20 protein-coding genes are annotated in these 22,141 nt (G+C 69.9%); 8 read left to right on the top strand and 12 right to left on the bottom strand.

Annotated features, from left to right (window positions below):
- Window positions 1-118: 118 nt before the first annotated feature.
- From QM720_RS04675 to QM720_RS04685, 3 genes are all read right to left on the bottom strand, one after another.
- Window positions 119-1,132, bottom strand: coding sequence for a GlxA family transcriptional regulator (locus QM720_RS04675; RefSeq protein WP_415124994.1), 1,014 nt, complete (start codon window positions 1,130-1,132; stop codon window positions 119-121).
- Between the two features lie 677 nt (window positions 1,133-1,809).
- Entirely contained in the window at window positions 1,810-2,910 is a 1,101-nt protein-coding gene (locus tag QM720_RS04680) for a glycosyltransferase (protein ID WP_415124995.1), read from the bottom strand.
- A gap of 1 nt (window position 2,911) precedes the next feature.
- Window positions 2,912-4,117, bottom strand: coding sequence for a glycosyltransferase (locus QM720_RS04685; protein WP_415124996.1), 1,206 nt, complete (start codon window positions 4,115-4,117; stop codon window positions 2,912-2,914).
- A 204-nt stretch (window positions 4,118-4,321) separates the two neighbouring features.
- Here QM720_RS04685 and QM720_RS04690 point away from each other — a divergent pair, with 204 nt between their 5' ends.
- From QM720_RS04690 to QM720_RS04705, 4 genes are all read left to right on the top strand, one after another.
- Window positions 4,322-4,729, top strand: coding sequence for a DUF6325 family protein (locus QM720_RS04690; protein WP_415124997.1), 408 nt, complete (start codon window positions 4,322-4,324; stop codon window positions 4,727-4,729).
- Window positions 4,730-4,738: 9 nt separating this feature from the next.
- Complete coding sequence (locus QM720_RS04695; protein ID WP_415124998.1) at window positions 4,739-5,083, top strand: SHOCT domain-containing protein; 345 nt, start codon at window positions 4,739-4,741, stop codon at window positions 5,081-5,083.
- Between the two features lie 34 nt (window positions 5,084-5,117).
- Window positions 5,118-5,999 carry a formylglycine-generating enzyme family protein gene (locus QM720_RS04700; protein ID WP_415124999.1) on the top strand — a complete coding sequence of 294 codons (882 nt, stop codon included), beginning with the start codon at window positions 5,118-5,120 and terminating at the stop codon, window positions 5,997-5,999.
- A gap of 102 nt (window positions 6,000-6,101) precedes the next feature.
- Window positions 6,102-7,454, top strand: coding sequence for a DUF2252 domain-containing protein (locus QM720_RS04705; protein WP_415125000.1), 1,353 nt, complete (start codon window positions 6,102-6,104; stop codon window positions 7,452-7,454).
- Between the two features lie 34 nt (window positions 7,455-7,488).
- On the opposite strand, the gene QM720_RS04710 is transcribed toward QM720_RS04705, so the two are convergent.
- The 7 genes from QM720_RS04710 to QM720_RS04740 form a co-directional block, all read right to left on the bottom strand.
- A complete protein-coding gene (locus tag QM720_RS04710) occupies window positions 7,489-7,938 on the bottom strand; it encodes a heat shock protein transcriptional repressor HspR (protein WP_415125001.1) in 450 nt (149 codons plus the stop codon).
- A 12-nt stretch (window positions 7,939-7,950) separates the two neighbouring features.
- On the bottom strand, window positions 7,951-8,940 hold the full coding sequence (locus tag QM720_RS04715) for a DnaJ C-terminal domain-containing protein (protein WP_415125002.1): 990 nt from the start codon (window positions 8,938-8,940) through the stop codon (window positions 7,951-7,953).
- 14 nt (window positions 8,941-8,954) lie between these two features.
- Complete coding sequence (locus QM720_RS04720) at window positions 8,955-9,524, bottom strand: nucleotide exchange factor GrpE (protein ID WP_415125003.1); 570 nt, start codon at window positions 9,522-9,524, stop codon at window positions 8,955-8,957.
- A gap of 12 nt (window positions 9,525-9,536) precedes the next feature.
- Window positions 9,537-11,405: a molecular chaperone DnaK gene (gene dnaK, locus QM720_RS04725; RefSeq protein ID WP_415125004.1), complete on the bottom strand. Its 1,869-nt coding sequence runs from the start codon at window positions 11,403-11,405 to the stop codon at window positions 9,537-9,539.
- A gap of 223 nt (window positions 11,406-11,628) precedes the next feature.
- Entirely contained in the window at window positions 11,629-13,158 is a 1,530-nt protein-coding gene (locus QM720_RS04730) for a sodium:solute symporter (protein ID WP_415125005.1), read from the bottom strand.
- 246 nt (window positions 13,159-13,404) lie between these two features.
- Complete coding sequence (locus QM720_RS04735; RefSeq protein ID WP_415125006.1) at window positions 13,405-14,415, bottom strand: dimethylarginine dimethylaminohydrolase family protein; 1,011 nt, start codon at window positions 14,413-14,415, stop codon at window positions 13,405-13,407.
- Window positions 14,416-14,434: 19 nt separating this feature from the next.
- Window positions 14,435-15,688 carry a M20 family metallo-hydrolase gene (locus tag QM720_RS04740; protein WP_415125007.1) on the bottom strand — a complete coding sequence of 418 codons (1,254 nt, stop codon included), beginning with the start codon at window positions 15,686-15,688 and terminating at the stop codon, window positions 14,435-14,437.
- 140 nt (window positions 15,689-15,828) lie between these two features.
- Between QM720_RS04740 and QM720_RS04745 the strand changes: the two genes are divergently transcribed.
- The 3 genes from QM720_RS04745 (at window position 15,829) to QM720_RS04755 (ending at window position 18,606) form a co-directional block, all read left to right on the top strand.
- On the top strand, window positions 15,829-16,731 hold the full coding sequence (locus tag QM720_RS04745) for an IS982 family transposase (RefSeq protein ID WP_415124060.1): 903 nt from the start codon (window positions 15,829-15,831) through the stop codon (window positions 16,729-16,731).
- A gap of 171 nt (window positions 16,732-16,902) precedes the next feature.
- Window positions 16,903-18,057, top strand: coding sequence for a PucR family transcriptional regulator (locus tag QM720_RS04750; RefSeq protein ID WP_415125008.1), 1,155 nt, complete (start codon window positions 16,903-16,905; stop codon window positions 18,055-18,057).
- Window positions 18,058-18,267: 210 nt separating this feature from the next.
- Entirely contained in the window at window positions 18,268-18,606 is a 339-nt protein-coding gene (locus QM720_RS04755; RefSeq protein ID WP_415125009.1) for a hypothetical protein, read from the top strand.
- 13 nt (window positions 18,607-18,619) lie between these two features.
- Here QM720_RS04755 and QM720_RS04760 read toward each other — a convergent pair whose 3' ends face one another.
- Window positions 18,620-19,828, bottom strand: a complete 1,209-nt coding sequence (locus QM720_RS04760; protein WP_415125010.1) for a cation:proton antiporter — start codon at window positions 19,826-19,828, stop codon at window positions 18,620-18,622.
- 1 nt (window position 19,829) lies between these two features.
- Window positions 19,830-20,318: a cation:proton antiporter regulatory subunit gene (locus QM720_RS04765; RefSeq protein ID WP_415125011.1), complete on the bottom strand. Its 489-nt coding sequence runs from the start codon at window positions 20,316-20,318 to the stop codon at window positions 19,830-19,832.
- A gap of 46 nt (window positions 20,319-20,364) precedes the next feature.
- Here QM720_RS04765 and QM720_RS04770 point away from each other — a divergent pair, with 46 nt between their 5' ends.
- The gene (locus tag QM720_RS04770; RefSeq protein ID WP_415125012.1) at window positions 20,365-21,792 is read left to right on the top strand and encodes an MFS transporter; all 1,428 of its coding nucleotides are present in this window, start codon (window positions 20,365-20,367) and stop codon (window positions 21,790-21,792) included.
- Window positions 21,793-22,141 lie beyond the last annotated feature (349 nt).

Genomic DNA, 22,141 nt, shown 5'->3' on the forward strand with positions numbered 1-22,141 from the left:
TTGTGCTCCTTGAAATCCGCGACGCTCAAACTTGAGTCGCCTAGGCTCAAGTTTAGCAAGGCAGGATGCCGGCGGCAAGGCCGTCCGCGTCGCAGCGCGCGCACGAGTTTCGGTCGCTTCAAGCGACCGAAACGGCGTCTGTGGGAGTTTCGGTCGCCTCAAGCGACCGAAACTCCTCGGTGTCACGGCACGCGAAGCGGGCGCGGTAGGCCATCGGGCTCAAGCCCAGCATCCGGGTGAAGTTCTGGCGCAGGACGGCCGCCGAGCCGAAGCCGCTCTCGAAGGCGACGGCATCCAGCCCCAGGTCGGTCTGCTCCAGCAGCCGCTGCGCGTGGATGGTGCGCTGGCGCGCGAGCCACGCGGCCGGCGTCGTGCCGTAGTCGGCCTTGAACCGGCGGGCGAACGTCCGCGGCGACATGTGCGCGCGGGCCGCGAGCTGGTCGACCGACAGGTCGAGGCTGAGGTTCTCCAGCACCCAGTCGGTCACCGGCGACAGCGAGAGCGACGCGGTCACCGGCAGCGGAGTCTCGATGAACTGGGCCTGCCCGCCGTCACGCTGCGGCGGCACCACCATCCGCCGCGCGATGGTGTTGGCCATCTCGGCGCCGAGCTCGATGCGCAGCAGGTGCAGGCACGCGTCGAGCCCCGCCGCCGTGCCGGCGCTCGTGATGATGCGACCGTCGTGCACGAAGAGCACGTCGGGGTCGACGTCGATCTGCGGGTACATGCGCGCCATGGCATCGGCGTACTTCCAGTGGGTCGTGGCGCGCCGCCCGTCGAGCACGCCGGCGGCGGCCGCGACGAACGATCCGCTGCAGACGGTCAGCACCCAGGCGTCGCGGTCGACGGCGCGGCGGACGATGTCGAGCACCCGCTCGTCGACGCGGTTCCACGCCTCGCGCGGGATCGGCGTGACGACGACGAGGTCGGCCTCGTCGGCGAACGCGAGGTCATCCTCGACGTTGATCGTGAAGCCGATGTTGCTGCGGATGGAGCCCGGTTCGGGCGTGACGATGCGGAACTCGAAGTTCGGGATGCCGTCGTCGGCGCGATCGAGCCCGAACGCCTCGCACGCGAGTCCGAACTCGAACGGCGCGAAGCCGGGCTGGACGATGCACGCGACAGTCTTCATGGCAGAAATCATACACATACCGTCAGTTCTGCCACTTTTGGCGGATTCAAGTTGAGCATAGCTTTTCTGCCATGGCCTTCATCATCGCTCTCGCGCTTCTCGCCGTGGCGGGCATCGCCGGCACCGTGCGCGCCCTCGCCCACGACGGCTACCGCCGCATCCCCACCGACCCCACCCGGCTCCCCTGACCCGTGCTCGTGCTCGTGCTCGTGCTCGTGCTCGTGCTCGTGCTCGTGCTGACCCTTCCTCACCCGTGCTGACCACTCCCTCGTCCGCTTCGCCCCGCTCCATCGTCCGCTCCCCGTCGCAAACGGTCGCCCGACGCGGCACTTTGTGACAGGAGAACGAAGGTTCGGTCGCGGCGATCTGCGGGTGCACCGCAGCCACACCCGCAATATGCCGCGACCGAACCGACCGACCGAAGCGACCGACCGACCGAAGCGCCCGAAGCGTGCGCGGAGTTTCGGACGCTTCAAGCGACCGAAACAGCGTTCAGGGGAGTTTCGGACGCTTGAAGCGTCCGAAACTCGCCGGCGCGCCGGTGGGTCGGGGCGGCAGTGGGCCGGGCGCGCAATGAGCCGACGCGCAATGAGCGGGGGCGGGTCGGGAAGAGCGGGGGCGGGTCAAGAAGAGCGGGCGGGTCAAGAAGAGCGGGCGGGTCAAGAAGAGCGGGCGGGTCAGGAAGAGCGGGCGGGCAGCGCCTCGAGGGCGTCGAGCAGCGCCTCGGCGGAACGCGGCCACGTGAAACGGGCGATGTGCTCGGCTCCGGCGGCGACGACCGCCGCACGCAGCGCCTCGTCGTCGAGCGACCGGATGGCACCGGCGAAGGCCGCGGCATCCGTCCCCGGCGCGTACAGCGCCCCGTCGCCCGCGACCTCGCGGAAGATCGGCATGTCGGTCACCACGGCGGGCACCCCGAGCTCGAGCGCCTCGGCGAGCGGCAGCCCGTAACCTTCGTCGAGGGATGCCGACACCAGCACGGCCCGGTCGGCCAGCACCGCCGCGTACTCGGAGTCGGAAACCCCGCCGTGGAACACGACCGAGGCTCCGGCGGGCACCAGGGCCGACAGCTCCGCGCGCCGCTGCGGCGAGATGCGCGACAGCAGGTGCAGCGTGCGGCCGGGGAGATCCGCCATCGCGCGCAGCAGCGTCTCGACGTTCTTGTAGGGCATGAACGAGCCCATGTAGACGAGGTGGGAAGCCCCCGGCACGACCGACGCATCGCCGGGCAAGAGCGCCGCCAGCCGCTGCGGCGCGTTGGGGATCACCACGACCGGACGGCGAGTCAGTCGCACCCGGGCGAACTCCGCCGCGCTCGTCTCGCTGACGGTCGCGACGATGTCGGCGGCGTCCAGGGTGAGCCGCTGCGGCACGTACGACAGGTGGAACAGCCGCCAGCCCAGTCGCACGTACCACGGCAGGTCGCGCGGCGGCGTGCGGTGCCGGTAGTAGATCGTGTCGTGCAGGGTGAGGATGAGGCCGAAGCGCCGACCGAGCGAGCCGATCGTCTGCATGGGCGAGAAGACGGCATCCGGGCGGTAGCGGTTCAGCAGCAGCGCCGTGAACGGCTCGCGCAGCGCGGTGGGCGCGTGGATCTTCAGCACCCGGGCGCCCGACGGCAGAAAGGCCCGCTGCGCATCGTCGTGGATGAGGAACACCACCTCGACCCCGCGCGACGGCGCCGCCGCGACGGTCGCCGCGGCGAGCTCGGCCGTGTACCGGCTGATGCCGTCGTGGAAGTCGGTGCGCAGGTACCGGGCGTCGAAGAGCAGCCGCATGTCAGTCCAGCGGTTCGCCGCGGTACAGCTTCTCGAACGTGTCGAGCGTCTTCTCGATGTCGTGGATCTCGACGCCGGCGAGCGAGGCCCGCTGCATCCGCAGATACTCCTCGGGCGATGCGGTCAGCACCGTCCGCAGCTTGTCGGCGAGGTCGTCGACGTCGCCCGGCACGAAGAGGTATCCGTTCACCCCGTCGTTCACGAGGTGCGGGAGGGCGACGGCGTCGGCGCCGACGACGGGCAGCCCCGAGGCCATCGCCTCCATCGTCGCGATCGACTGCAGCTCGGCGATCGACGCGATCGCGAAGACGTCGGCCCTCGTGTAGGCGGCGCGCAGCTGCGCCTCGTCGACGCGCCCGTGGAAGGTGACCCGATCCCGGATGCCGAGGCGCTGCGCGAGCTGCTCCAGGTTGCGGCGCTGGTCGCCGCCGCCGACGATGTCGAAGGTGATGTCGGGCAGCTCGGGCGCGAGCTTCGCGACGGCCTGCAGCGTCACGTCGATGTGCTTCTCGGTCGTCAGGCGCCCGACGAACAGCACCCGGCTGCGGGCGCGGGGGGTGAGGTCGGGCGTGTAGTTGCGCTTGTCGATGCCGCAGCTGATCGGGATGACGCCGTGGATGTCGATCGTGCTCTCCAGAAACTCCGCCGCCTTGCCCGTGGGCGTCGTGACGGCGCGCGACATGTCGAAGGTGCGCTTGGCGTCGTCCCAGGCGAGCTTCAGCGCGACCTTGTCGAGCAGCGGCGGCAGCGTCGTGAAGTCGATGACGTTCTCGGCCATGACGTGGTTGGTCGCCACGACGGGGATGCCGCGCCGGTGCGCGACGCGGGTCAGCGCGCGGCCGAGGATGATGTGCGACTGGCTGTGCACGACGTCGGCGGGCACCTCGTCGAGCACGCGTCGCGAGTAGTGCTTGGCCATCCACGGCAGCACGAACCGCAGCCAGTCGTGCGGATACCAGCGCCACCCCGGCGGGCGGTGCACCGTGATGGTCTGGCCCTCGATCGTCTCGCGGAACGTGCCGTGGGCGATGTGGGTGACGCTCGGGGTCATGACGTGCACATCGTGGCCGCGGCCGGCGAGCCCGGCGGCGAGGCGCTCGGCGAAGCGGGCGGCGCCGTTGACGTCGGGAGCGAACGTGTCGGCGGCGATGACGACGGTGAGTGGGCGATGCGCGGCGGACTGATCGGATGTCGCGGAGTCGGTCACGGGGTACGGGGCCAATCTGTGCGTCGGCGGCAGGCCGCAGATCACGGCGCCGCCGCCGTCGAGTCTACCCGAGGCCTTCCGCGCCCGCCGCGGTGGCCCGGGCGTGTGGCGATCGCGAGCGCTCACCCCCGAGGAGGTATTTCCGGCCCGTCGTGTGGCGGTACGGCCCCCGAGCGACCAGACTTGAGAGCGGAAGGGAAATCCATGGCACAGTTCACGTTCGGCCCGGTCGAGTTCTATCTCGTCGCGCTCGCCGACAGCCAGCCGTCACAGGCTGTTCTCCAGGCTCTCGGCGACCAGCTCGACGCCGGCGTTCTTCGCCTTCTCGACTTCGTCGTCATCACGAAGTCGGATGCCGGCGACGTCACCGCCACCGAGGTCGACAGCGACCTCGAACTGGCCGCACCGGGCCTGGCCGGGGATGAAGACCTCGACGAGTTCGCCGCGTACCTCGCCCCCGGCACCTCTGCGGCCGTCGTCGCGCTCGAGCTCACCTGGGCCACGGCGGTCTCGGAGAAGCTCGCGGCCTCCGGCGCCGAGGTGCTGAGCGTCGAGCGCATCCCGGCATCCGTCGTGAATGGACTCGTCGACGCCGTCGGCGAGGATGACTGAGGAGAAGAAATGAGAAGAGCAGGTCGCCCCGGCCTCATCGGCCTCGCCGCCCGCACCGCCGTCGTCGCGGGAACCGCCTCCGCCGTCAGCGGGAGCGTCGCCGCAGGTCAGCAGCGGCAGGCGCAGGAGCAGCTGGCGCAGCAGCAGTACGCGGCCGCGCAGCAGCAGGCGCAGATCGACGCGGCGGCACAGGCCGCCGTCGCCCAGGCGCAGGCCGCTGCGGCGCCCGCGCCGGCAGCACCGGCCGGCGGGTTCGACCTCGTCGCCGAACTGCACAAGCTCGCCGCGCTGAAGGAGGCCGGCATCCTCGACGACGCCGAGTTCGCCGCCGCCAAGGCGAAGCTCCTCGGTTGACGCGCACGCGCTCGGCGCGACTGCCGTGGACGGCATGACGTCGATCCCGGGCGGCACGCTGCGCATGGGTTCCGACGACCACTACCCCGACGAGCGCCCCGTCCACGAGCGCGAGGTCGCCGACTTCTTCATCGACCCGTTCGAGGTCACGAACGCGCAGTACCGCGCGTTCGTGACCGACACCGGGTACGTCACGGTCGCCGAACGTGCGCTCGAGGCGGGTCAGTTCCCCGGCGCGGACCCGGCCGACCTCGTGCCGGGATCGATGGTGTTCACCCCGACCGCGGGGCCGGTCGACCTGAGCGACTGGCGGCAGTGGTGGCGGTGGCAGCCGGGCGCGAGCTGGCGGCATCCGTTCGGGCCCGCCTCGTCGCTGGACGGGCGCGAGACACACCCCGTCGTGCATGTCGCCTACGAGGATGCCGCCGCCTACGCGACGTGGGTCGGCAAGCGCCTGCCGACCGAGGCCGAGCACGAGTGGGCTTCGCGCGGCGGGCTCGTCGGCGCGCGGTACGCGTGGGGCGACGAGCCCCATCCCGGAGGCCGGGTGCTCGCGAACACGTGGCTCGGCCGCTTCCCCTACGACAACCGCGGCGTCGGCGACGCCGCCCCCGTCGGCTCGTATCCGGCGAACGGGTACGGCCTGTTCGACATGATCGGCAACGTGTGGGAGTGGACGAGCGACTACTACGCGCCGCGCCACCAGCGCCCCGTCGACCGCGCGGTCGACACGGGCGCACGAGCGAACCTCCTCGCCGAGCCGGGGTTCGCGGCGATGCCGCGCCGCGTGCTCAAGGGCGGGTCGCACCTGTGCTCGCCCGACTACTGCCTGCGGTTCCGTCCCGCGGCCCGGTCCGCGCAGGCCGAAGACACCGGGATGAGCCACATCGGCTTCCGCTGCGCCCACGACGCGTGAGCCCGGTGGCGGCGCGGGCAGCCTGCTGCTGTCGACCGCACCCTCTCGGGAGGTTCGCACGCGGGGCACGCATTCGGGTGAGCGGTGGTGCATGATGGGCGCATGAACAGCATCGATCCGAGCAGCCCGCCCTCTCGCGCAGCGCAGCGCGAGGCAGGACGCGCCGCACGCGCCGCCGCCCCGCGCCGGGCCCTCGCGGAGCTTCCGACCGGGGGACGCGACCCGCTCGGCATCCTCGACGCGCAGAACGCGACGCGCGTGCCCGAGCTCGTGCCGCTGCGGGTCGAGCGGATGGCGGCGAGCCCCTTCGCGTTCTACCGGGGCACGGCGGCGCTCATGGCTGCCGACCTCGGCCGGGGCGAGAGCAGCGGCATCCCCGTCGCATCGTGCGGCGACGCGCACGTGTCCAACTTCGGCTTCTACGCCTCGCCGCAGCGCACCCTCGTGTTCGACCTCAACGACTTCGACGAGGCCGCGTGGGCGCCGTGGGAGTGGGACGTGAAGCGGCTCACGACGAGCATCATCGTCGCGGGGCAGGCGACCGACCGCGATCCGGCGATCGTGCGCGCCGCCGCGAAGGATGCCGTCACTGTCTACGCCCGCGCACTCGACGCCGGGTCGCAGCGCAGCGCGGTGGCGCGCTACTACGAGCACTTCGACGCGGAGGGCACGATGGCCACCGCCGACCCGCAGAGCCGCAAAGTGCTGAAGGCGGCGATCAAGGAGGCGACCCGGCGCACCGGCGAGCGCGCGGCGAGCAAGCTCACCGCGATCGGCGACGACGGCCGGCTGCGCTTCGTCGAGCAGCCGCCGACGATGACGCACGTCGAGCCGGACGTCCAGGAGCGCATCACCGACGCCGTGCAGCAGTACCTCGCCTCGGCCGCCGTCGACGTGCGCCTCGTCGTCTCGCAGCACGTTCCGGCCGACACGGCCCGGCGCGTCGTGGGCGTCGGCAGCGTCGGGACGCGCTGCTACGTGACCGTCTTCCAAGACGGCGACGGCCGGGCGCTGCTGCTGCAGTCGAAGGAGGCGGGGCGCAGCGTGCTCGCGGAGTACGGCGGCTGGCCGCAGCCGCCGGAGCTGGAGCAGATCATCGACGCGGGCGGCGAGGGCGCGCGCGTCGTGGCCCTCCAGCGGGTGCTGCAGGGCGTTTCCGACCCGTTCCTGGGGCACATGCGTGAGCGCTACGACTTCTACGTGCGCCAGTTCCGCGACATGAAGGGCGGCATCGAGGTCGAAAGGCTGGACGACGCCCCGTTCCGGCGGTACGCGCAGGCGTGCGGGGCCGTCCTCGCGCGGGCGCACAGCCAGTCGCCCCACGCCGCCAGAGTGGTCGGCTACGTCGGCGGCGGCCGCGAGGTGCGCGACGCGATCGTGGACTGGTCGTACGCGTACGCCGACCTCTCCCGCGCCGACTACCGGGCCTTCCTCGCCCAGCACGGCCGGGCCTGACCGCTCGCGCCGGCGGGACGCGTCACCCGCGCTGTCAGCGCGGGATGCCGTCGTCGCCGTCGCGGGCGGGGCGCCACACGACGACGTCGGTGGCACGGCGCACGCGCGTGCCCTGGCGCAGCGTCACGACCGACCCGGTCGTCCCGGCGGCGAACACGCGGGCGCCGCGGCGCTGCGACACCTCGTCGCGCAGGCGCTGCTCGAGGTCGGAGATCTGGCGCCGCAGCATCCGCACGGTGTTCTCCATCTCGATGAGGCGCGAGATCGCCGGCAGGCTCATGCCCTCGGCCGACAGCGCCGCCACCTCGCGCAGCTGCTTGACGTGCCGCAGCGAGTAGCGCCGCGAGCCGCCCGGGGTGCGTCCGGGCACGACGAGCCCCAGCCGATCGTACTGCCGCAGGGTCTGCGGATGCATGCCGGCGAGCTCGGCGGCGACGGCGATCGCGAAGATCGGCGCCTCCTCGTCGGGCTGCTGGGCGGTCATCTCGTCGGCGTCCTACTCCCGCGACCGGGCCATGAGGTCGGCGCGCGGGTTCTCCTTGGGTTCGAGGCCCTGGAACCGCTCCAGCGCCTCCTTCGCCTTCTCGTCCAGGTGCGACGGCACGACCACCTGCACCTCGGCGAGCAGGTCGCCGGTGCTCTTGGCCGTTGCGACGCCGCGGCCCTTGACGCGCAGCACGCGCCCGGACGGCGTGCCCGGCGCGACGCGCAGCTTGACCGGGTCGCCGCCGAGCGTCGGCACCTCGATCGTGGCGCCGAGCGCCGCCTCGGTGAACGTCACCGGAACGGTGACGCGTAGGTTCTGCCCGTCGCGCGTGAACACCGGATGGGGGCGCACGGTCACGCTCACGACGATGTCGCCCGCCTCGCCGCCGTCGGGCGAGGGCCGGCCGCGGCCGCGCAGGCGGATCTTCTGCCCGTCGGAGACCCCGGCGGGGATCTTCACCTTGAACGGCTTGCCGTCTTCGCCCTGCAGCGTGATCGTCTCGCCGCGCACGGCGGTCTGGAAGTCGAGGGTCGTCCGCGCCGTGACGTCCGAGCCGCGCTGCGGGCCGCCGAAGCCGCGGAACCCGCCGCTGGACTGCCCGAACCGGCCGGAGCCGAACCGCGCTCCCCCCTGCTGGCCGAACATGGCGAACAGGTCGTCGAAGTCGGCATCCTGATACGAACCGCCGCGCGACTGACCGAACCGGCTGAAGACGTCTTCGAACCCGCCGCCGGCACCCGGCGCGGTGAAACGCGCGTTGCCGGCGCCCATCGCGCGGAGCTGGTCGTACTCCTCGCGCTGCTGGGTGTCGGAGAGCACCGAGTACGCCTCGCTGATCTCCTTGAACTTCGCCTCCGCCGCGGCGTCGCCGGCGTTCGAGTCGGGGTGGTACCGCCGCGCGAGCTTGCGGTACGTCTTCTTCAGGTCGGCCTCGGAGACGTCCTTGGACACGCCGAGGACCTTGTAGAAGTCCTTGTCGAACCAGTCCTGACTGGCCATGTCCCCTCCCTCCGTCAGTCGGCCGGACCGGCGACGACGACCTTGGCCGGACGCAGCTCGATCGTACCCAGGCGGTAGCCGACCTCGACGACGTCGAGGATCGTGCCGTCCGCGACGTCACCCGGGTTGGGCGCGTGGAAGATCGCCTCGTGCTGCTGCGGGTCGAACGGCTCGCCCGCCGTGCCGTAGCGCTCGATGCCGAGCTTCGCGACGACGCCGCGCAGCTTCTCGGCGATCGCCAGCAGGGGCGAGCCCTCGACCAGGTCGCCGTGCTTGTCGGCGCGGTCGAGGTCGTCGAGCACGGGCAGCAGACCCTTCGCGACGGCGCCCTTGGCGCGGTCGATCTCGACGTGGCGCTGCTCCTCGGTGCGGCGACGGTAGTTCGCGTACTCCGCCTGCAGGCGCTTGAGGTCCAGCAGCAGATCCCGGTCTTCGGGGGATGCCTCCGCCACCGCGGCCTCGTCGGTCTGCGCGGCGTCGAGGATGTCGTCGACGGTCAGTTCGTCCTCCTGCGACTCGGGGCCGGATGCCGTGGCATCCGACCCCTCCTCACCGGGGACCTCGTTCTCGAAGTCCTTCGTCATGTTCTGATTCTCTTACTTCTTGTCGTCCTCGTCTTCGACCACCTCGGCGTCGATGACGTCTTCCTCGGGGTTCGGCGTCTCGCCGTTGCCCGGCTGACCCACGTTGGGGTCGGCCTCCTGGCCGGCCGCCTGCTGCGAGGCGTAGATCGCCTCGCCCAGCTGCGACTGCGACTGGTTGAGCTTGTCGAACGCGTTCTTCACGACGTCGTCGTCATCGCCGGCCAGGGCCGTCTTCAGCGCGTCGACGTCGGCCTGCACCGCGTCCTTCACTTCGGCGGGGAGCTTGTCCTCGTTCTCCTTGATGAGCTTGTCGATCGAGTACGACAGGGTCTCGGCCTGGTTGCGGACCTCGGCGGCCTCGCGGCGCTTCTTGTCCTCGGCGGCGTGCTCCTCGGCCTCGCGCACCATGCGCTCGATGTCGTCCTTGGGCAGCGACGAGCCGCCCGTGATCGTCATCGACTGCTCCTTGCCGGTGCCCTTGTCCTTGGCGGACACGTGCACGATGCCGTTCGCGTCGATGTCGAAGGTGACCTCGATCTGCGGGATGCCGCGCGGTGCCGGCGCGATGCCGGTCAGCTCGAACGTGCCCAGCGGCTTGTTGTCGCGCGTGAAGTCGCGCTCGCCCTGGAAGACCTGGATGGCGACCGACGGCTGGTTGTCGTCGGCGGTCGTGAAGGTCTCGCTGCGCTTGGTCGGGATGGCCGTGTTGCGCTCGATGAGCTTGGTCATGATGCCGCCCTTGGTCTCGATGCCGAGGCTCAGCGGGGTGACGTCGATGAGCAGCACGTCCTTGCGCTCACCCTTGAGGACGCCGGCCTGCAGGGCCGCGCCCACGGCGACGACCTCGTCGGGGTTGACGCCCTTGTTGGGCTCCTTGCCGGTCTCCTGCTTGACCAGCTCGCTGACGGCGGGCATGCGGGTGGAACCGCCCACGAGCACGACGTGGTCGATCTTGTCGACCGTGATGCCGGCCTCGCGGATGACGTCCGCGAACGGCTTCTTGGTGCGGTCGAGCAGATCCTTCGTGAGGTCCTCGAACTTCGCGCGGGTCAGGGTCTCCGACAGCGACACCGGGCCGGACTCGGTGAGCGAGAGGTACGGCAGGTTGATCGAGGTGCTCGTCGAGCTCGACAGCTCCTTCTTCGCCTGCTCCGCGGCCTCCTTGAGGCGCTGCAGGGCGATCTTGTCGCCCGAGACGTCGACGCCGCTGGTGTCCTTGAACTGCTTGATCAGGTAGTCGACGACGCGCTGGTCCCAGTCGTCACCGCCGAGGCGGTTGTCACCGGCGGTGGCGCGCACCTGGATGGTGGAGAAGTCGTCGTCCTTGCCCACTTCGAGCAGCGACACGTCGAACGTGCCGCCACCGAGGTCGAAGACGAGGATGAGCTCGTCCTCCTTGCCGCGGTCGAGGCCGTAGGCCAGGGCCGCCGCGGTGGGCTCGTTGATGATGCGCAGGACGTTCAGGCCCGCGATCTCGCCGGCCTCCTTCGTGGCCTGACGCTCGGCGTCGTTGAAGTACGCCGGGACGGTGATGACGGCATCCGTCACGCTGTCGCCGAGGTACTGCTCGGCGTCGCGCTTGAGCTTCTGCAGGATGCGGGCCGACACCTCCTGCGGCGTGTAGTTCTTGCCGTCGATCGACTGGGTCTTCCAGTCGGTGCCCATGTGGCGCTTGATCGAGGTGAGCGTCCGGTCGACGTTGGTGACGGCCTGGCGCTTGGCGGTCTCGCCGACGAGCACCTCGCCGTCCTTGGTGAAGGCGACGACCGACGGGGTGGTCCGGAAGCCTTCGGCATTGGCGATGACCTTCGGCTCGCCGCCCTCGAGGACGGAGACGACGGAGTTGGTCGTCCCGAGGTCGATACCCACTGCACGTGCCATGGTGGTTCCTTTCGTGGAAAGTCTTCGACGTTGAGCCCATGCGGCTCAACTTTGTCCGGGTTCCACGATAACGGCCGGCATCCGCCGTGTCAAATGAAGTTGATACAGCTCATATCAAGTTTTCAGGATGCCGACTCCTCCCGCACCACGACGGCGACCGGCGGCCGGGGTCGTGTCCCCCGCCGCCGGTCGCACAAAATCGCGCCGCGACGCCCCCGCGCGGCTACCCGTCGGAGCGCTCGGTGACGATGTCGATGGCCTGCGAGTGGACGGCGCGCAGCGGGTCGTCGGACTCGGCGACCGTCGTGCCCGCGAGACGCCCGTCCCAGATCTCCAGGACGGCCACCGGCGTGCGCGGCGTCATGAGGCTCACCGCGATGTAGACGGCGAGGCTGGCGCCGAGGCCGACATAGATCGGCTCGTTCGCGAGCACATCGGTGAAGGCCATCGTGACGAGCGTCGCAAGCGTGCCCGCACCCATCGCCGCCAGAGCGCCGGCGCCCGTCGCCCGCTTCCAGACGAAACCGCCCAGGATCGGCACGAGCAGTCCGCCGACCAGGATGTCGTAGGCGATCGTGAGCGCGGTCACGACATCACTGAGCGCCATCGCGATGACCGTGGCGAGAACACCGATGGCCACGACGTAGATGCGGTTGGCGCGCATCTCGTGCTCGGGGTTGCCGCCCTCGGCCCCGTCCGCCTCGCTCCGCTTGAGCAGTCGGCTCAGGAACGGGACGACGTCGGCGCGCGTCACGGTCGCGCAGGCGATCAGCGCGCCCGAGGCGGTCGACATCATGGCAGCCACCGCCGCGGCGAGCACGATGCCGGACAGGCCCACCGGGAGCACCTTCTCGGCGATCGCCGCGTAGGCGTCGTCCTTGGCCTCGCCGTCGGTGAGCAGCACGGCCGCGGCCGTGCCGATGAGTGCGCCGGCGACGCCGTACAGCAGGCAGTAGACGCCGGCCGCCGTGCCACCCCAGCGCGCCACCCGCGGCGTGCGCGCCGTGAAGACGCGCTGCCAGATGTCCTGCCCGATCAGCATGCCGAACGAGTAGATCACGAAGTAGGTGACGATCGTGTCGACACCGATCGTGCCGAGGTCGAAGTACGACGGGGCGGCGTCGCCGAGGCGCTCCATGATCCCGTCGATGCCGCCCGCGCCGAACCACGCGAAGGGAAGGAGGAGGAAGAAGACGCCGATCGTCTTGATGATGAACTGCACCATGTCCGTCAGCGTGATCGACCACATGCCGCCGATGGACGAGTAGATGATCACGATGGCCGCGCCGATGGCGATGGAGACGGGCCGAGGCGTGCCGAACAGCACGTTGAAGATCGTGGCGTACGCGATGGTGGAGGTCACCGTGAGCATGAGCGTGTACATCGCCATGACGATCCCCGAGGCGCTCGTCGCGTTGACGCCGTAGCGCAGTTGGAGCATCTGCGCGACCGTGTAGACCTTCAGCCGCTGGATCGGACCGGCGAAGAACAGGCTCAGCAGGATGATGCCGACCGCGATGGCCACGACGAGCCACATCCCGGAGATCCCATACGTGTAGCCGAGACCCACGCCACCGACGGTGGACGCGCCTCCCAGCACGACGGCGGCCATGGTCCCGGTGTAGAACCCGGGGCCGAGCCTTCGCCCGGCGACGAGGAAGTCGCTGGAGTTCTTCGTTCGCGTCTTGCCCCAGAATCCGAACGCCAGCATGGCGACGAGGTAGACGATGATGATGATGATGTCGATGGTCATTGCGGTGTCCTTCGTTCGAGATCAGGTGTGATGCGTGGGTGCGAACATGCGCAGCGGTGCTTTCACGACCACGACCGAGGGGCCGGGTTCGCGGATAGCGCGGGCAAGGGTGTCGCCTGCGCCCTGGAGCGATGCCTCGTGGGCGGGAAGTCGAATGCGCCGGCGAGCGCGGCGAAGTCGGGGCGGTGGAGCTCGGCAGCGATCAGCGCGCCGGACTGCCCTGCGCCGGCATCACCGCCCGCGCGGTCACCAGTCACGCTGCAGCTCCATCGTCGAGCAATGGATGCCACCGCCGTTCTTGTTGATCTCGCGATAGTCGATCGCGATCACCTCGACGCCGTGCCGGTTCGCGAGGATCTCGGCGGTGCGCGGAAGATGCGAGGGGAACAGGACTTTGCGCCGATCGAGCGTGAGCAGGTTGCAGGCCCAGTCCTCGCCGGGTGCGACATCGACCGTCTCGATGCCGAGCTCCCACAGCCGCGCCATGAGGTCGTACGGCGCGATGCTCGGGTTCACGACGGCGAGGTCGTCGTCGATCATCGCCATGCACAGGTCGAGATGGATCTGGTACCCCGGCATCTGGTAGCGCTCGCAGCGGATGCCGCGGTCTTCCAGGATGCGCGCGAGCTGCCGGTATCCCTCCGGATTGCACCGCACCGAGGTGCCGAACAACGCGAGATCCGGGCGCACCTTGATGAAGCTGCCGCCCTCCGCGACGCCGGTGCCGCCGATCGTCGCAAGGATCGGCAGCCCTGCGGCGGCGACCGTCTGCGTGACCGATTGCTCTTCCCCGCGGCGCATGCGGGGTGCGAGCCGCAGGATGATCGCGCCCCCGGGCACCGTCACGAGCGGATCGCGCGTGAACACGCTCTTGGAGAACTCGTCGAGATCGGGTGCGTAGACGACCTCGACGCCGTGGTCGCGCAACGTCGCGGCGAGCGCGTCGTGCTCTCGATGCGCGCGCTCCAGGTCGGGCAGTTCGCGCCCCGTCCAGTACCAGCGCCGTTGCGGATCGAGGTACGCGTCGAGGTCGGCTTCCCACGCCGACTCGCCGAGCTGGGCGACGCGCTCGAGGAGTCGCGATGGCCGGCGCAGCATGATCGTGCGGACTCGGCTCACCTCGTCGGCGGCGCCCCACTTGCGCCCCCATCCCGCAACCAGTTCCGACTCCGACTCGAACGCCGGCGAGGGTTGCGGGGCGAGGATGCGGTGGAAGCGTCCCTCGTTCATCCCCGATGGGGCGGCCGTTTCCGTCATGTTCGTCTCCGTCACTTCTTCACCGGGTCAGCGCCCCGTCGGCGAGGCGCCGCACGATCTCGGTCAATACGTCCACTCCCGCGCACAGGTCGTCGTCGCGCGTGAACTCCGCCTCGTTGTGCGACACCCCGTCGACCGACGGCACGAAGAGCATGACGGTGGGCACGCGGCGCTTCATATTGACCGAGTCGTGACCGGCCACGGTGAAGATCTCGCCGTGGGTGTGCCCGAGAGACGCGGCGACCTCGCGAGCGAGCTCGACCCCGGCGGGCTGGAACGGGTCGATCCCCCACTCGTGGGAGAGGCGCTGCTCGACGCGCACCTTCGCCGTCCGCTCGATCTCGGCGCATTCGGCGCGCAACGCGATGTTGGCCTGCGCCAGGACGCTCTCGTCGGCGCAGCGCAGATCGAGCAGCAGTCGCACGCGCGAAGCCACGACGACGGGAGAGTTCGGGTACACGTCGAGCTTGCCCACCGCGGTGTGCAGCTGACCGGGGAAACGGTCGGCCAGTTGCCGTGCGAACACGACGAGCAGCGATGCGGCGTAGAGGGCATCCTGCCGATCCTCCATGACCGTCGCGCCCGAGTGCGCCTGCGCACCCTCGATGATGATCTCGTACTTGCTCGCGGCCCAGGTGGCCGTGACGAGGCCGATCGTCGTTTCGGAGTTCTCCAGGATGCGACCCTGCTCGACGTGGATCTCCGCGCACGAGACGGCATCCGGCCCCTCCCACTCGGTGAGGAACCCGGCCTGTCCCAGCACCGATTCGACGGTGACGCCGCCGGGGTCCGTCGTCGCGAGCGCCTCCGGGAGCGGCAGAACCCCCGTGTAGACGGAGCTGCCCATCATCGACGGCATGAACCGCGAGCCCTCCTCGTTGAACCAGTTGACGACGGCGATGTTGTAGCGCGGCGCGTGGCCGGTCTGGGCCCATTCGTCGATGAGCCGGAACGCCGCGTGCGCCGCCGCCATGACCCCGTAGGCACCGTCGAACCGACCCGCCGTGGGCTGCGAGTCCATGTGCGAGCCGACGACGACGTACGCCGCACCCGGGGCGAGCTCCACGAGGCCGAACTGGTTGCCGATGCGGTCGTAGCGCACGTCGATGCCGTGGCTTTCCAGCAGCCCGTGCAGCCAGTTGCGCTGCGCGATGTCCGCCGGGGAGGCCGCCTGCCGATCGACGCCGCCCGCGGGTGTCGCACCGAACGTGCTCATCGTCGCGAAATCGTGCAGGAAGCTCGCGGCGAGAGGGTCGTGCTGGGTGGGGCTCATCGCACTCCGTTCATCGGGTTGTACCGATGATGTCGGCGCACGGGCGGGGAGTCACTAGATGAGTGAGTCCGTTTGGCTTGTTTGGCTCTGACGCGGCGTGGACGCTGTTAATGCGAGGCGGAGGGTGTTAACCCCGGTGTGTGAAAACTGAACTCAACACCCTCCTGATCACACTCTACGTCCACCTCGATGACCGGATCCTTCCAGCGATCGGCTTCACCCGGGATCGTTCACCGGGCCGTAAGCCCGCGCTCAACGACGTCGAGCTGTTGTGTCTGCTGGTCGCGCAGCATCTGCTCGGGATTGCGTCGGACCGTAAGTGGATCCGGCACGCACGGAAGCACTTCATCGGGATGTTCCCGAACCTGCCTGGACAGTCCGGATGGGGCAAACGCGTCCGGCAAGCCACTGGGCTGCTGTCGGCGGTGATCACCGAGCTCGCTCGCGACACCCCGTCCTGGGGTGAGATCACCCGGCTGGTCGACTCGACCCCGGTGCCCTGCGCCGCGTCGAGGGAGACCGTGAAACGCTCCGACCTGGCCGGGCATGCCGGCTACGGGTACTGTGCATCCCACTCCCGATACTTCTGGGGGTTCCGGCTCTACCTTGTCTGCACTCCCGACGGGATGCCCGTGATCTGGGGGCTCGCGAACCCGAAGATCGGAGAACGCGAGGTCACCGAGGCACTACTCCGGCACGACCAGCATCTCGTCCGCCCTGGACAGGTGATCGTCGGCGATAAGGGGTTCGCGGGCCGCGAGTTCGAGGCCTTCATCACCGACGAACTCGGCGGACACCTGATCCGTCCCGACCGGAAGGACGAGAACCCCAGGTTCGGGAAGCTCGGCGGCATCCGGCAATGGGTCGAGTCCGTGTTCGACACATTGAAAGGACAACTCACCCTCGAAGACCACGGCGGCAGAACACCCGCAGGGGTCTACTCCCGCGTCGCCGCCCGCCTCCTCGCCCTCGCCGCCGGAATCTGGCACAACTGGCTCACCGACGCCCCCAACAAACGATCCCTCATCGCCTACGACCACTGAAAACGATCGGACTCACTCATCTAGACGCACGCCACGTCTTCAATGCCCCTGACTGTGCAACCGCACAAGAGGGAGGAGAGAGCCGGCTCAGCAACTCCTGTCAGACTCGTGTCAAGCGCGAGCAAGGAGAAAGATGACTGTTCACCTGCACAGAGACGGCGAACGCCGCCCATGAGCACCGGCACGATCGCCGAGGGCGGATCGATTTCCACCCGCTGGAGGGAGCTCATCGACGAGCTGCACGCGCTCGTTCCCGATCTGGCCGCGCAGTACGTCGGACGCGTGCGCGCGGTGCCCGGCTACGAGCCCGAATCGAGCGGCGTGGGCGATGAGGAACTGCGCGAGACGGCGGTCACGTGCATCGGGCTGCTGATCGAGAGCATCCGCGACGGACACGGCGGCGATCGGCTGGACGCCGCCGCCGGCGACCTCGGCCGGCGGCGGGCGTTCCAGCGCGTGCCGGCCGAGTCGGTGGCGATCGCGCTGCAGCTCGACTTCGGCGTGATCTGGGGCGGGCTCCTGGAAATCTGCGGGCCGCGCGATGCCGTCGTCCTCACGGCGCAGGTGGAGCCCACCTGGCGCATCATCGATCGGTTCACCGCCGCGGTCATGTCGTCGTACAACAGCGAGACCTCTCGCCTGGCGCAGCACGAGACCAACCTGCGCCAGGCGACGATCGGCCGGCTGTTCGCCGTCCCGCACGAATCGCTCGCCCGCACCGTCGCATTCCAGATCGGGTGCGATGCCGCGGATCACTTCACCGTCGTCGTCGCCGATCAGTCCGACTCGCAGGACCGCCTCGCCGCCGCGGTCGAGAGGCTGCCCCGCTCCGCACCGGTCTTCACGCACCGGTTCAGCGGCGCCACCGTCGTGTTCTGGCCGTCGTCGGCCGGCGACGCCGCCATCGCTCTGGAGGAGATTCGCGCCTCCCGCGCCCGCGGCGTGCGAGGACTGGCCGCCGTCCCCGGCACCGCCCGGACCCTCCTGGGCGTGCTCGATGCGACAGACGCTCTGCGGCAGCAGATCGTCGATCTGGAGCACAGCATCCCGCTGCTCGCCCGGCGGGCACTGATCGACCAGAAGGTCGATCTCCGGCCCGTCGTCGCCGACCGGTGGGCTTCGTGCCCTCCGTACGAACGCGACCGTATCGTCGAGACGCTGGAGGAGTACTTCGCCACCGGCAGCGTGCAACGCACCGCGCAGCGGCTGTTCTGTCACCGCAACACCGTCCTGAATCGTCTCTCCCGGTTCACCGAGCTCACCGGCCTCGACGTCACGATCCCCCGCGACGCGGCGACCGCGATGATCGCACTGGATCACCCCTGAGCCGCGCGCGAGAACCGGTCGAGCATGGTCTGGGCACCGGCATCCACCGCAGCCCATGACGGGGCACGACTGCGCTCTTCAGGATGCCGACTCCTCCTGCACAGGTGCGGGATTGCGGAATCTGTCCACATTTCGGCCGAACTCGTCACCACGGCGACCGTTGCGGTGGCATCATCGTGAATCCACGCGCATCATGGAAGGGTGGACATCGTGACCGAACCGCAGAGCTGGGTGCTCATCGGCATCTTCGCGACGATCATGCTCGGCGGTCTCACACTGTCGACGAACCTCATCATGCGCACGCTGACGACCGCGATCGGCGGCCTGCACGGCGAGATGGATGCCCGTTTCAACGGCCTGCACGGCGAGATGGGCAGCCTGCGGGGCGAGATGGGCAGCCTGCGGGGTGAGATGGACAGCCTGCGGGGTGAGATGGATGCCCGCTTCGACGGCCTGCGCACAGAGATGAACGCCCGCTTCGACGCCGTGAACGCCCGCATCGACGTGCTCGACGACGACATCGCCGCGATCGCCAAGCGCGTCCTGTAGGGCGCGGCGGTCGCTATGCGCCGGATGCCGCGGCCTGCTGCCGCGCGCGGCGCGCCTTCTGGCGCTTACCGGCCCACGCCGAGAACGCGGCGGTGTCGGGGATGCGGGCCAGCAGCGGGCCCGCGACGATCGTCATCAGCACGTACGCGGTGGCGAGGGCCGCGAGCGATCGGTCGGCGCCGGAGGCGACCGCGAGCCCGGCGATGACGATGGAGAACTCGCCGCGCGGCAGCAGCGCGAACCCGGTGCGCCAGCGGCCGGCCTCGCCGATGCCGGCGCGGCGGGCGGAGAGGTATCCGGTCGCGAGCTTGGTCGCCATCGTGATGACCGCGAGGACGAACGCCGGGACGAGCATAGGCACGAGATCGAGGGGGTCGGTCGACAGACCGAAGAAGAGGAAGAACAGCGCCGCGAACAGGTCGCGCAGCGGCGCCAGCAGATGCTCGGCCCGAGCGGCCGTGTTGCTCGAGATCGCGATGCCCACGAGGAACGCCCCGACCGCAGCCGACACCTTCACCTCCGACGCGACGCCGGCCACCAGCAGCGCGACGCCGAGCACCGACAGCAGCAGCACCTGGTCGTCCTTCGACCACAGCAGCCGCGATGCGAGCCGGCCGTGCCGGAACGCGAGGTAGAGGATGAGCCCGACCGACGCCAGTGCGATCCCGACCGTCAGTGCCGCCGGCCCGAGCTCGAGCCCGACGAGCACGGCCGTGAGCACCGGCAGGTAGAACGCCATGGCGAGATCCTCGATGACGAGAACCGAGAGGATGACCGGCGTCTCGCGGTTGGTGATGCGGCCGAGATCGTGCAGCACCTGCGCGATGACCCCCGACGACGACACCCACGTGATGCCCGCGAGGGTGAGCGCGGCGACCGGCCCCCAGCCGAGCAGCAGCGCCATGAGGGCGCCCGGCAGGGCGTTGAGCAGCATGTCGATGAACCCGGCGTACTTCGACGAGCGGAGGTTGCCGAACAGCTCACGCGCGTTGTACTCCAGCCCCATCATCAGCAGCAGAAGGATGACGCCAATCTCGGACCCGACCTCGATGAACGCCTCGGACTGGTCGAACGGGATGAGGCCGCCGTGGCCGAACGCGAGCCCGCCGATGAGGATGAGCGGGATGGGCGAGATGCCCAGCCGCAGCGCCACCCGCGCGAGAAGTGCAATGCCGAAAAGGAGTGCACCGATCTCGATGAGATCCAGCGCTCCTCCTTCCATGTCAGTCTCCGCCTACGATTCGTACGAGCTTGTCGAGTCCTTCGCGCGTGCCGACGGCGATGAGCGCGTCGCCGGCATCCAGCCGGTCGGCCGGCTCGGGCGCCGGCAGCACGCCGTGCTCGCGCACGAGCGCGACGACCGAGCAGCGCGTCAGCGTGCGGGCACGGGTATCGCCCAGCGTACGGCCCACGTAGGGCGAGTCTGCGCGCACCGGGATGTGCTCCATGTGCAGGCCGGCGATCTGCTCGCGCAGCCCCGCCATCTGCGTGAGGATGAGCGATCCGCCGAGCACCTCGGACAGGGCGATGGCCTCGTCGTCGGTGAGCTCGATCATGTCGGCGGCGCGGTCGGGATCGTCCTCGTCGGCGATCGCGATCTCACGCTCGCCGTCACGATAGTTGACGACCGAGAGGCGGCGTCCGCCCTTGGTGAGGATGTCGTGACGAACCCCGATTCCGGGCAGTTCGGCACGCTCGACATGCACTGGCATGCGAATATCATGACATCCGCGCCGGTTCTCCCGTACCGTAAGCCGTGTGAGCGGCAGCGATCTCCCCGAGCCTGGAGCCCCGAACCTGTCCACCGCGGCCATGCAGTCGGTCCCGGACGACACCCCGGTCCCCCGCAAACGGGTGGTGTCGTGGGCCCTGTGGGATTGGGCGACGCAGCCCTTCAACTCCGTCATCCTGACGTTCGTCTGGGTGTCGCTGTACCTGGTCTCCGACTACTTCCTGCCGGATGACGTCGCGCAGCAGAACGCGGACGGCTCGCTGGTCTGCTCGCGCGCCGCCGACGAGGCGACGGCATACTGCCGGGGTCTTTCCGACCTCGCGGCGGCGTACGGATGGGTCTCGTTCGCCGCCGGCATCCTGATCCTGCTCCTGGCTCCCGTGCTGGGGCAGCGCGCCGACGCGCGCGGCAACAAGAAGCGCTGGGTCGTGGGCGCCACCGCCGTGCTCGCGCTCCTGCAGTTCACGCTGTTCTTCGTCTACGCCGATCCGCAGTTCTTCTGGTTCGGCGCGGCCGTCGTCGCGCTCGGCTCGGTCGTCTCGGAGATCGCGGGCGTCAACTACAACGCGATGCTCGTGCAGGTCTCGACCCCTCGGACGATCGGTCGCGTGAGCGGTCTGGGCTGGGGGCTCGGCTACATCGGCGGCATCGTCGCACTGGCCCTGGTGGTCGTGCTGAATCAGCTCGACTGGTTCGGTTTCGACGTCTCGGGGGGCCTCGCGTATCGGCTGATCGCGGTCGGCGCGGCGGTGTGGACCGTCGTGTTCTCCCTGCCGTTCGTGTTCCACGTGCCCGAGACGCCGGCGCGCGACGACCGCGAGCACGTCGGCTTCTTCGAGAGCTACGCCGTGCTGGCGAAGGACGTCGCGGGGCTGTTCCGCGAGCACCGGCCGACGTTCTGGTTCCTGATCGCGAGCGCCGTCTACCGCGACGGGCTCGCGGGCGTCTTCGCCTTCGGCGGCGTGCTCGCCGCCGTCTCGTTCGGCTTCAGCCCGAACGAGGTGATCATCTTCGGCATCGCGCTGAACCTCGTCGCCGGCGTCTCCACGATCATCGCGGGCAGGCTCGACGATCGCTTCGGCGCCCGGGCCGTGATCATCGCCGCACTGGTCATCCTCATCGCGAGCGCGCTGTTCGTCTTCCTCGCGCGCGACGGCGGCAAGACCGTGTTCTGGATCGGCGGCATCATCCTGTCGGCGGCGGTGGGGCCCGCTCAGGCCTCGAGCCGGTCGCTGCTGGCGCGCGTCACCCCGTGGAACATGCAGGGCGAGGTGTTCGGCCTCTACGCCACGACCGGTCGCGTGATGAGCTTCCTCTCTCCGCTGCTGTGGGCGCTGTTCATCGGATGGTTCGGCGCGACGCACTTCGGCATCCTCGGGATCGTCATCATCCTGGCCCTGGGCCTCGTGCTGCTGCTGTTCGTCAAGCTGCCGAAGCACGAGCGGACGTCGTAGCCGCGGCGCGCGCGCTTCGGCCGCGGCTCAGCCCGGCCCCGCGCGATGCAGCCCGGCCCGATGCGGCCCGGCGCGGCGCGATGCGGCCCGGCGCGGCGCGGCCCGGACCGGCGCGGCCCGGACCGGACCGAGTTTCGGACGCTTGAAGCGTCCGAAACGGCCTGAGGAAGAGTTTCGGACGCCTGAAGCGTCCGAAACTCCGGGGTGGAGGATGGGAGGGCGTGGCGCGGCGCGGCGCGGCCCCGCGCCATCCGGCCCGGCGCGATGCGGTGCGGCCCGGCGCGGCGCGGCCCGGGCTCAGCGCGGACCGGCGCGAGTTTCGGACGCTTGAAGCGTCCGAAACGGCCTG

Origin of the sequence: Microbacterium sp. (genome assembly GCF_047602155.1) — a bacterium.
Lineage (GTDB): Bacteria > Actinomycetota > Actinomycetes > Actinomycetales > Microbacteriaceae > Microbacterium.

Coding starts and splice junctions, on each gene's coding strand:
- QM720_RS04675 (WP_415124994.1), bottom strand. CDS start 1,132: ATGAAGACTGTCGCGTGCATCGTCCAGCCCGGCTTCGCGCCGTTCGAG.
- QM720_RS04680 (WP_415124995.1), bottom strand. CDS start 2,910: ATGCGGCTGCTCTTCGACGCCCGGTACCTGCGCACCGACTTCCACGAC.
- QM720_RS04690 (WP_415124997.1), top strand. CDS start 4,322: ATGGCACAGTTCACGTTCGGCCCGGTCGAGTTCTATCTCGTCGCGCTC.
- QM720_RS04695 (WP_415124998.1), top strand. CDS start 4,739: ATGAGAAGAGCAGGTCGCCCCGGCCTCATCGGCCTCGCCGCCCGCACC.
- QM720_RS04700 (WP_415124999.1), top strand. CDS start 5,118: ATGACGTCGATCCCGGGCGGCACGCTGCGCATGGGTTCCGACGACCAC.
- QM720_RS04705 (WP_415125000.1), top strand. CDS start 6,102: ATGAACAGCATCGATCCGAGCAGCCCGCCCTCTCGCGCAGCGCAGCGC.
- QM720_RS04710 (WP_415125001.1), bottom strand. CDS start 7,938: ATGACCGCCCAGCAGCCCGACGAGGAGGCGCCGATCTTCGCGATCGCC.
- QM720_RS04715 (WP_415125002.1), bottom strand. CDS start 8,940: ATGGCCAGTCAGGACTGGTTCGACAAGGACTTCTACAAGGTCCTCGGC.
- QM720_RS04720 (WP_415125003.1), bottom strand. CDS start 9,524: ATGACGAAGGACTTCGAGAACGAGGTCCCCGGTGAGGAGGGGTCGGAT.
- dnaK (WP_415125004.1), bottom strand. CDS start 11,405: ATGGCACGTGCAGTGGGTATCGACCTCGGGACGACCAACTCCGTCGTC.
- QM720_RS04730 (WP_415125005.1), bottom strand. CDS start 13,158: ATGACCATCGACATCATCATCATCATCGTCTACCTCGTCGCCATGCTG.
- QM720_RS04735 (WP_415125006.1), bottom strand. CDS start 14,415: ATGACGGAAACGGCCGCCCCATCGGGGATGAACGAGGGACGCTTCCAC.
- QM720_RS04740 (WP_415125007.1), bottom strand. CDS start 15,688: ATGAGCCCCACCCAGCACGACCCTCTCGCCGCGAGCTTCCTGCACGAT.
- QM720_RS04750 (WP_415125008.1), top strand. CDS start 16,903: ATGAGCACCGGCACGATCGCCGAGGGCGGATCGATTTCCACCCGCTGG.
- QM720_RS04760 (WP_415125010.1), bottom strand. CDS start 19,828: ATGGAAGGAGGAGCGCTGGATCTCATCGAGATCGGTGCACTCCTTTTC.
- QM720_RS04765 (WP_415125011.1), bottom strand. CDS start 20,318: ATGCCAGTGCATGTCGAGCGTGCCGAACTGCCCGGAATCGGGGTTCGT.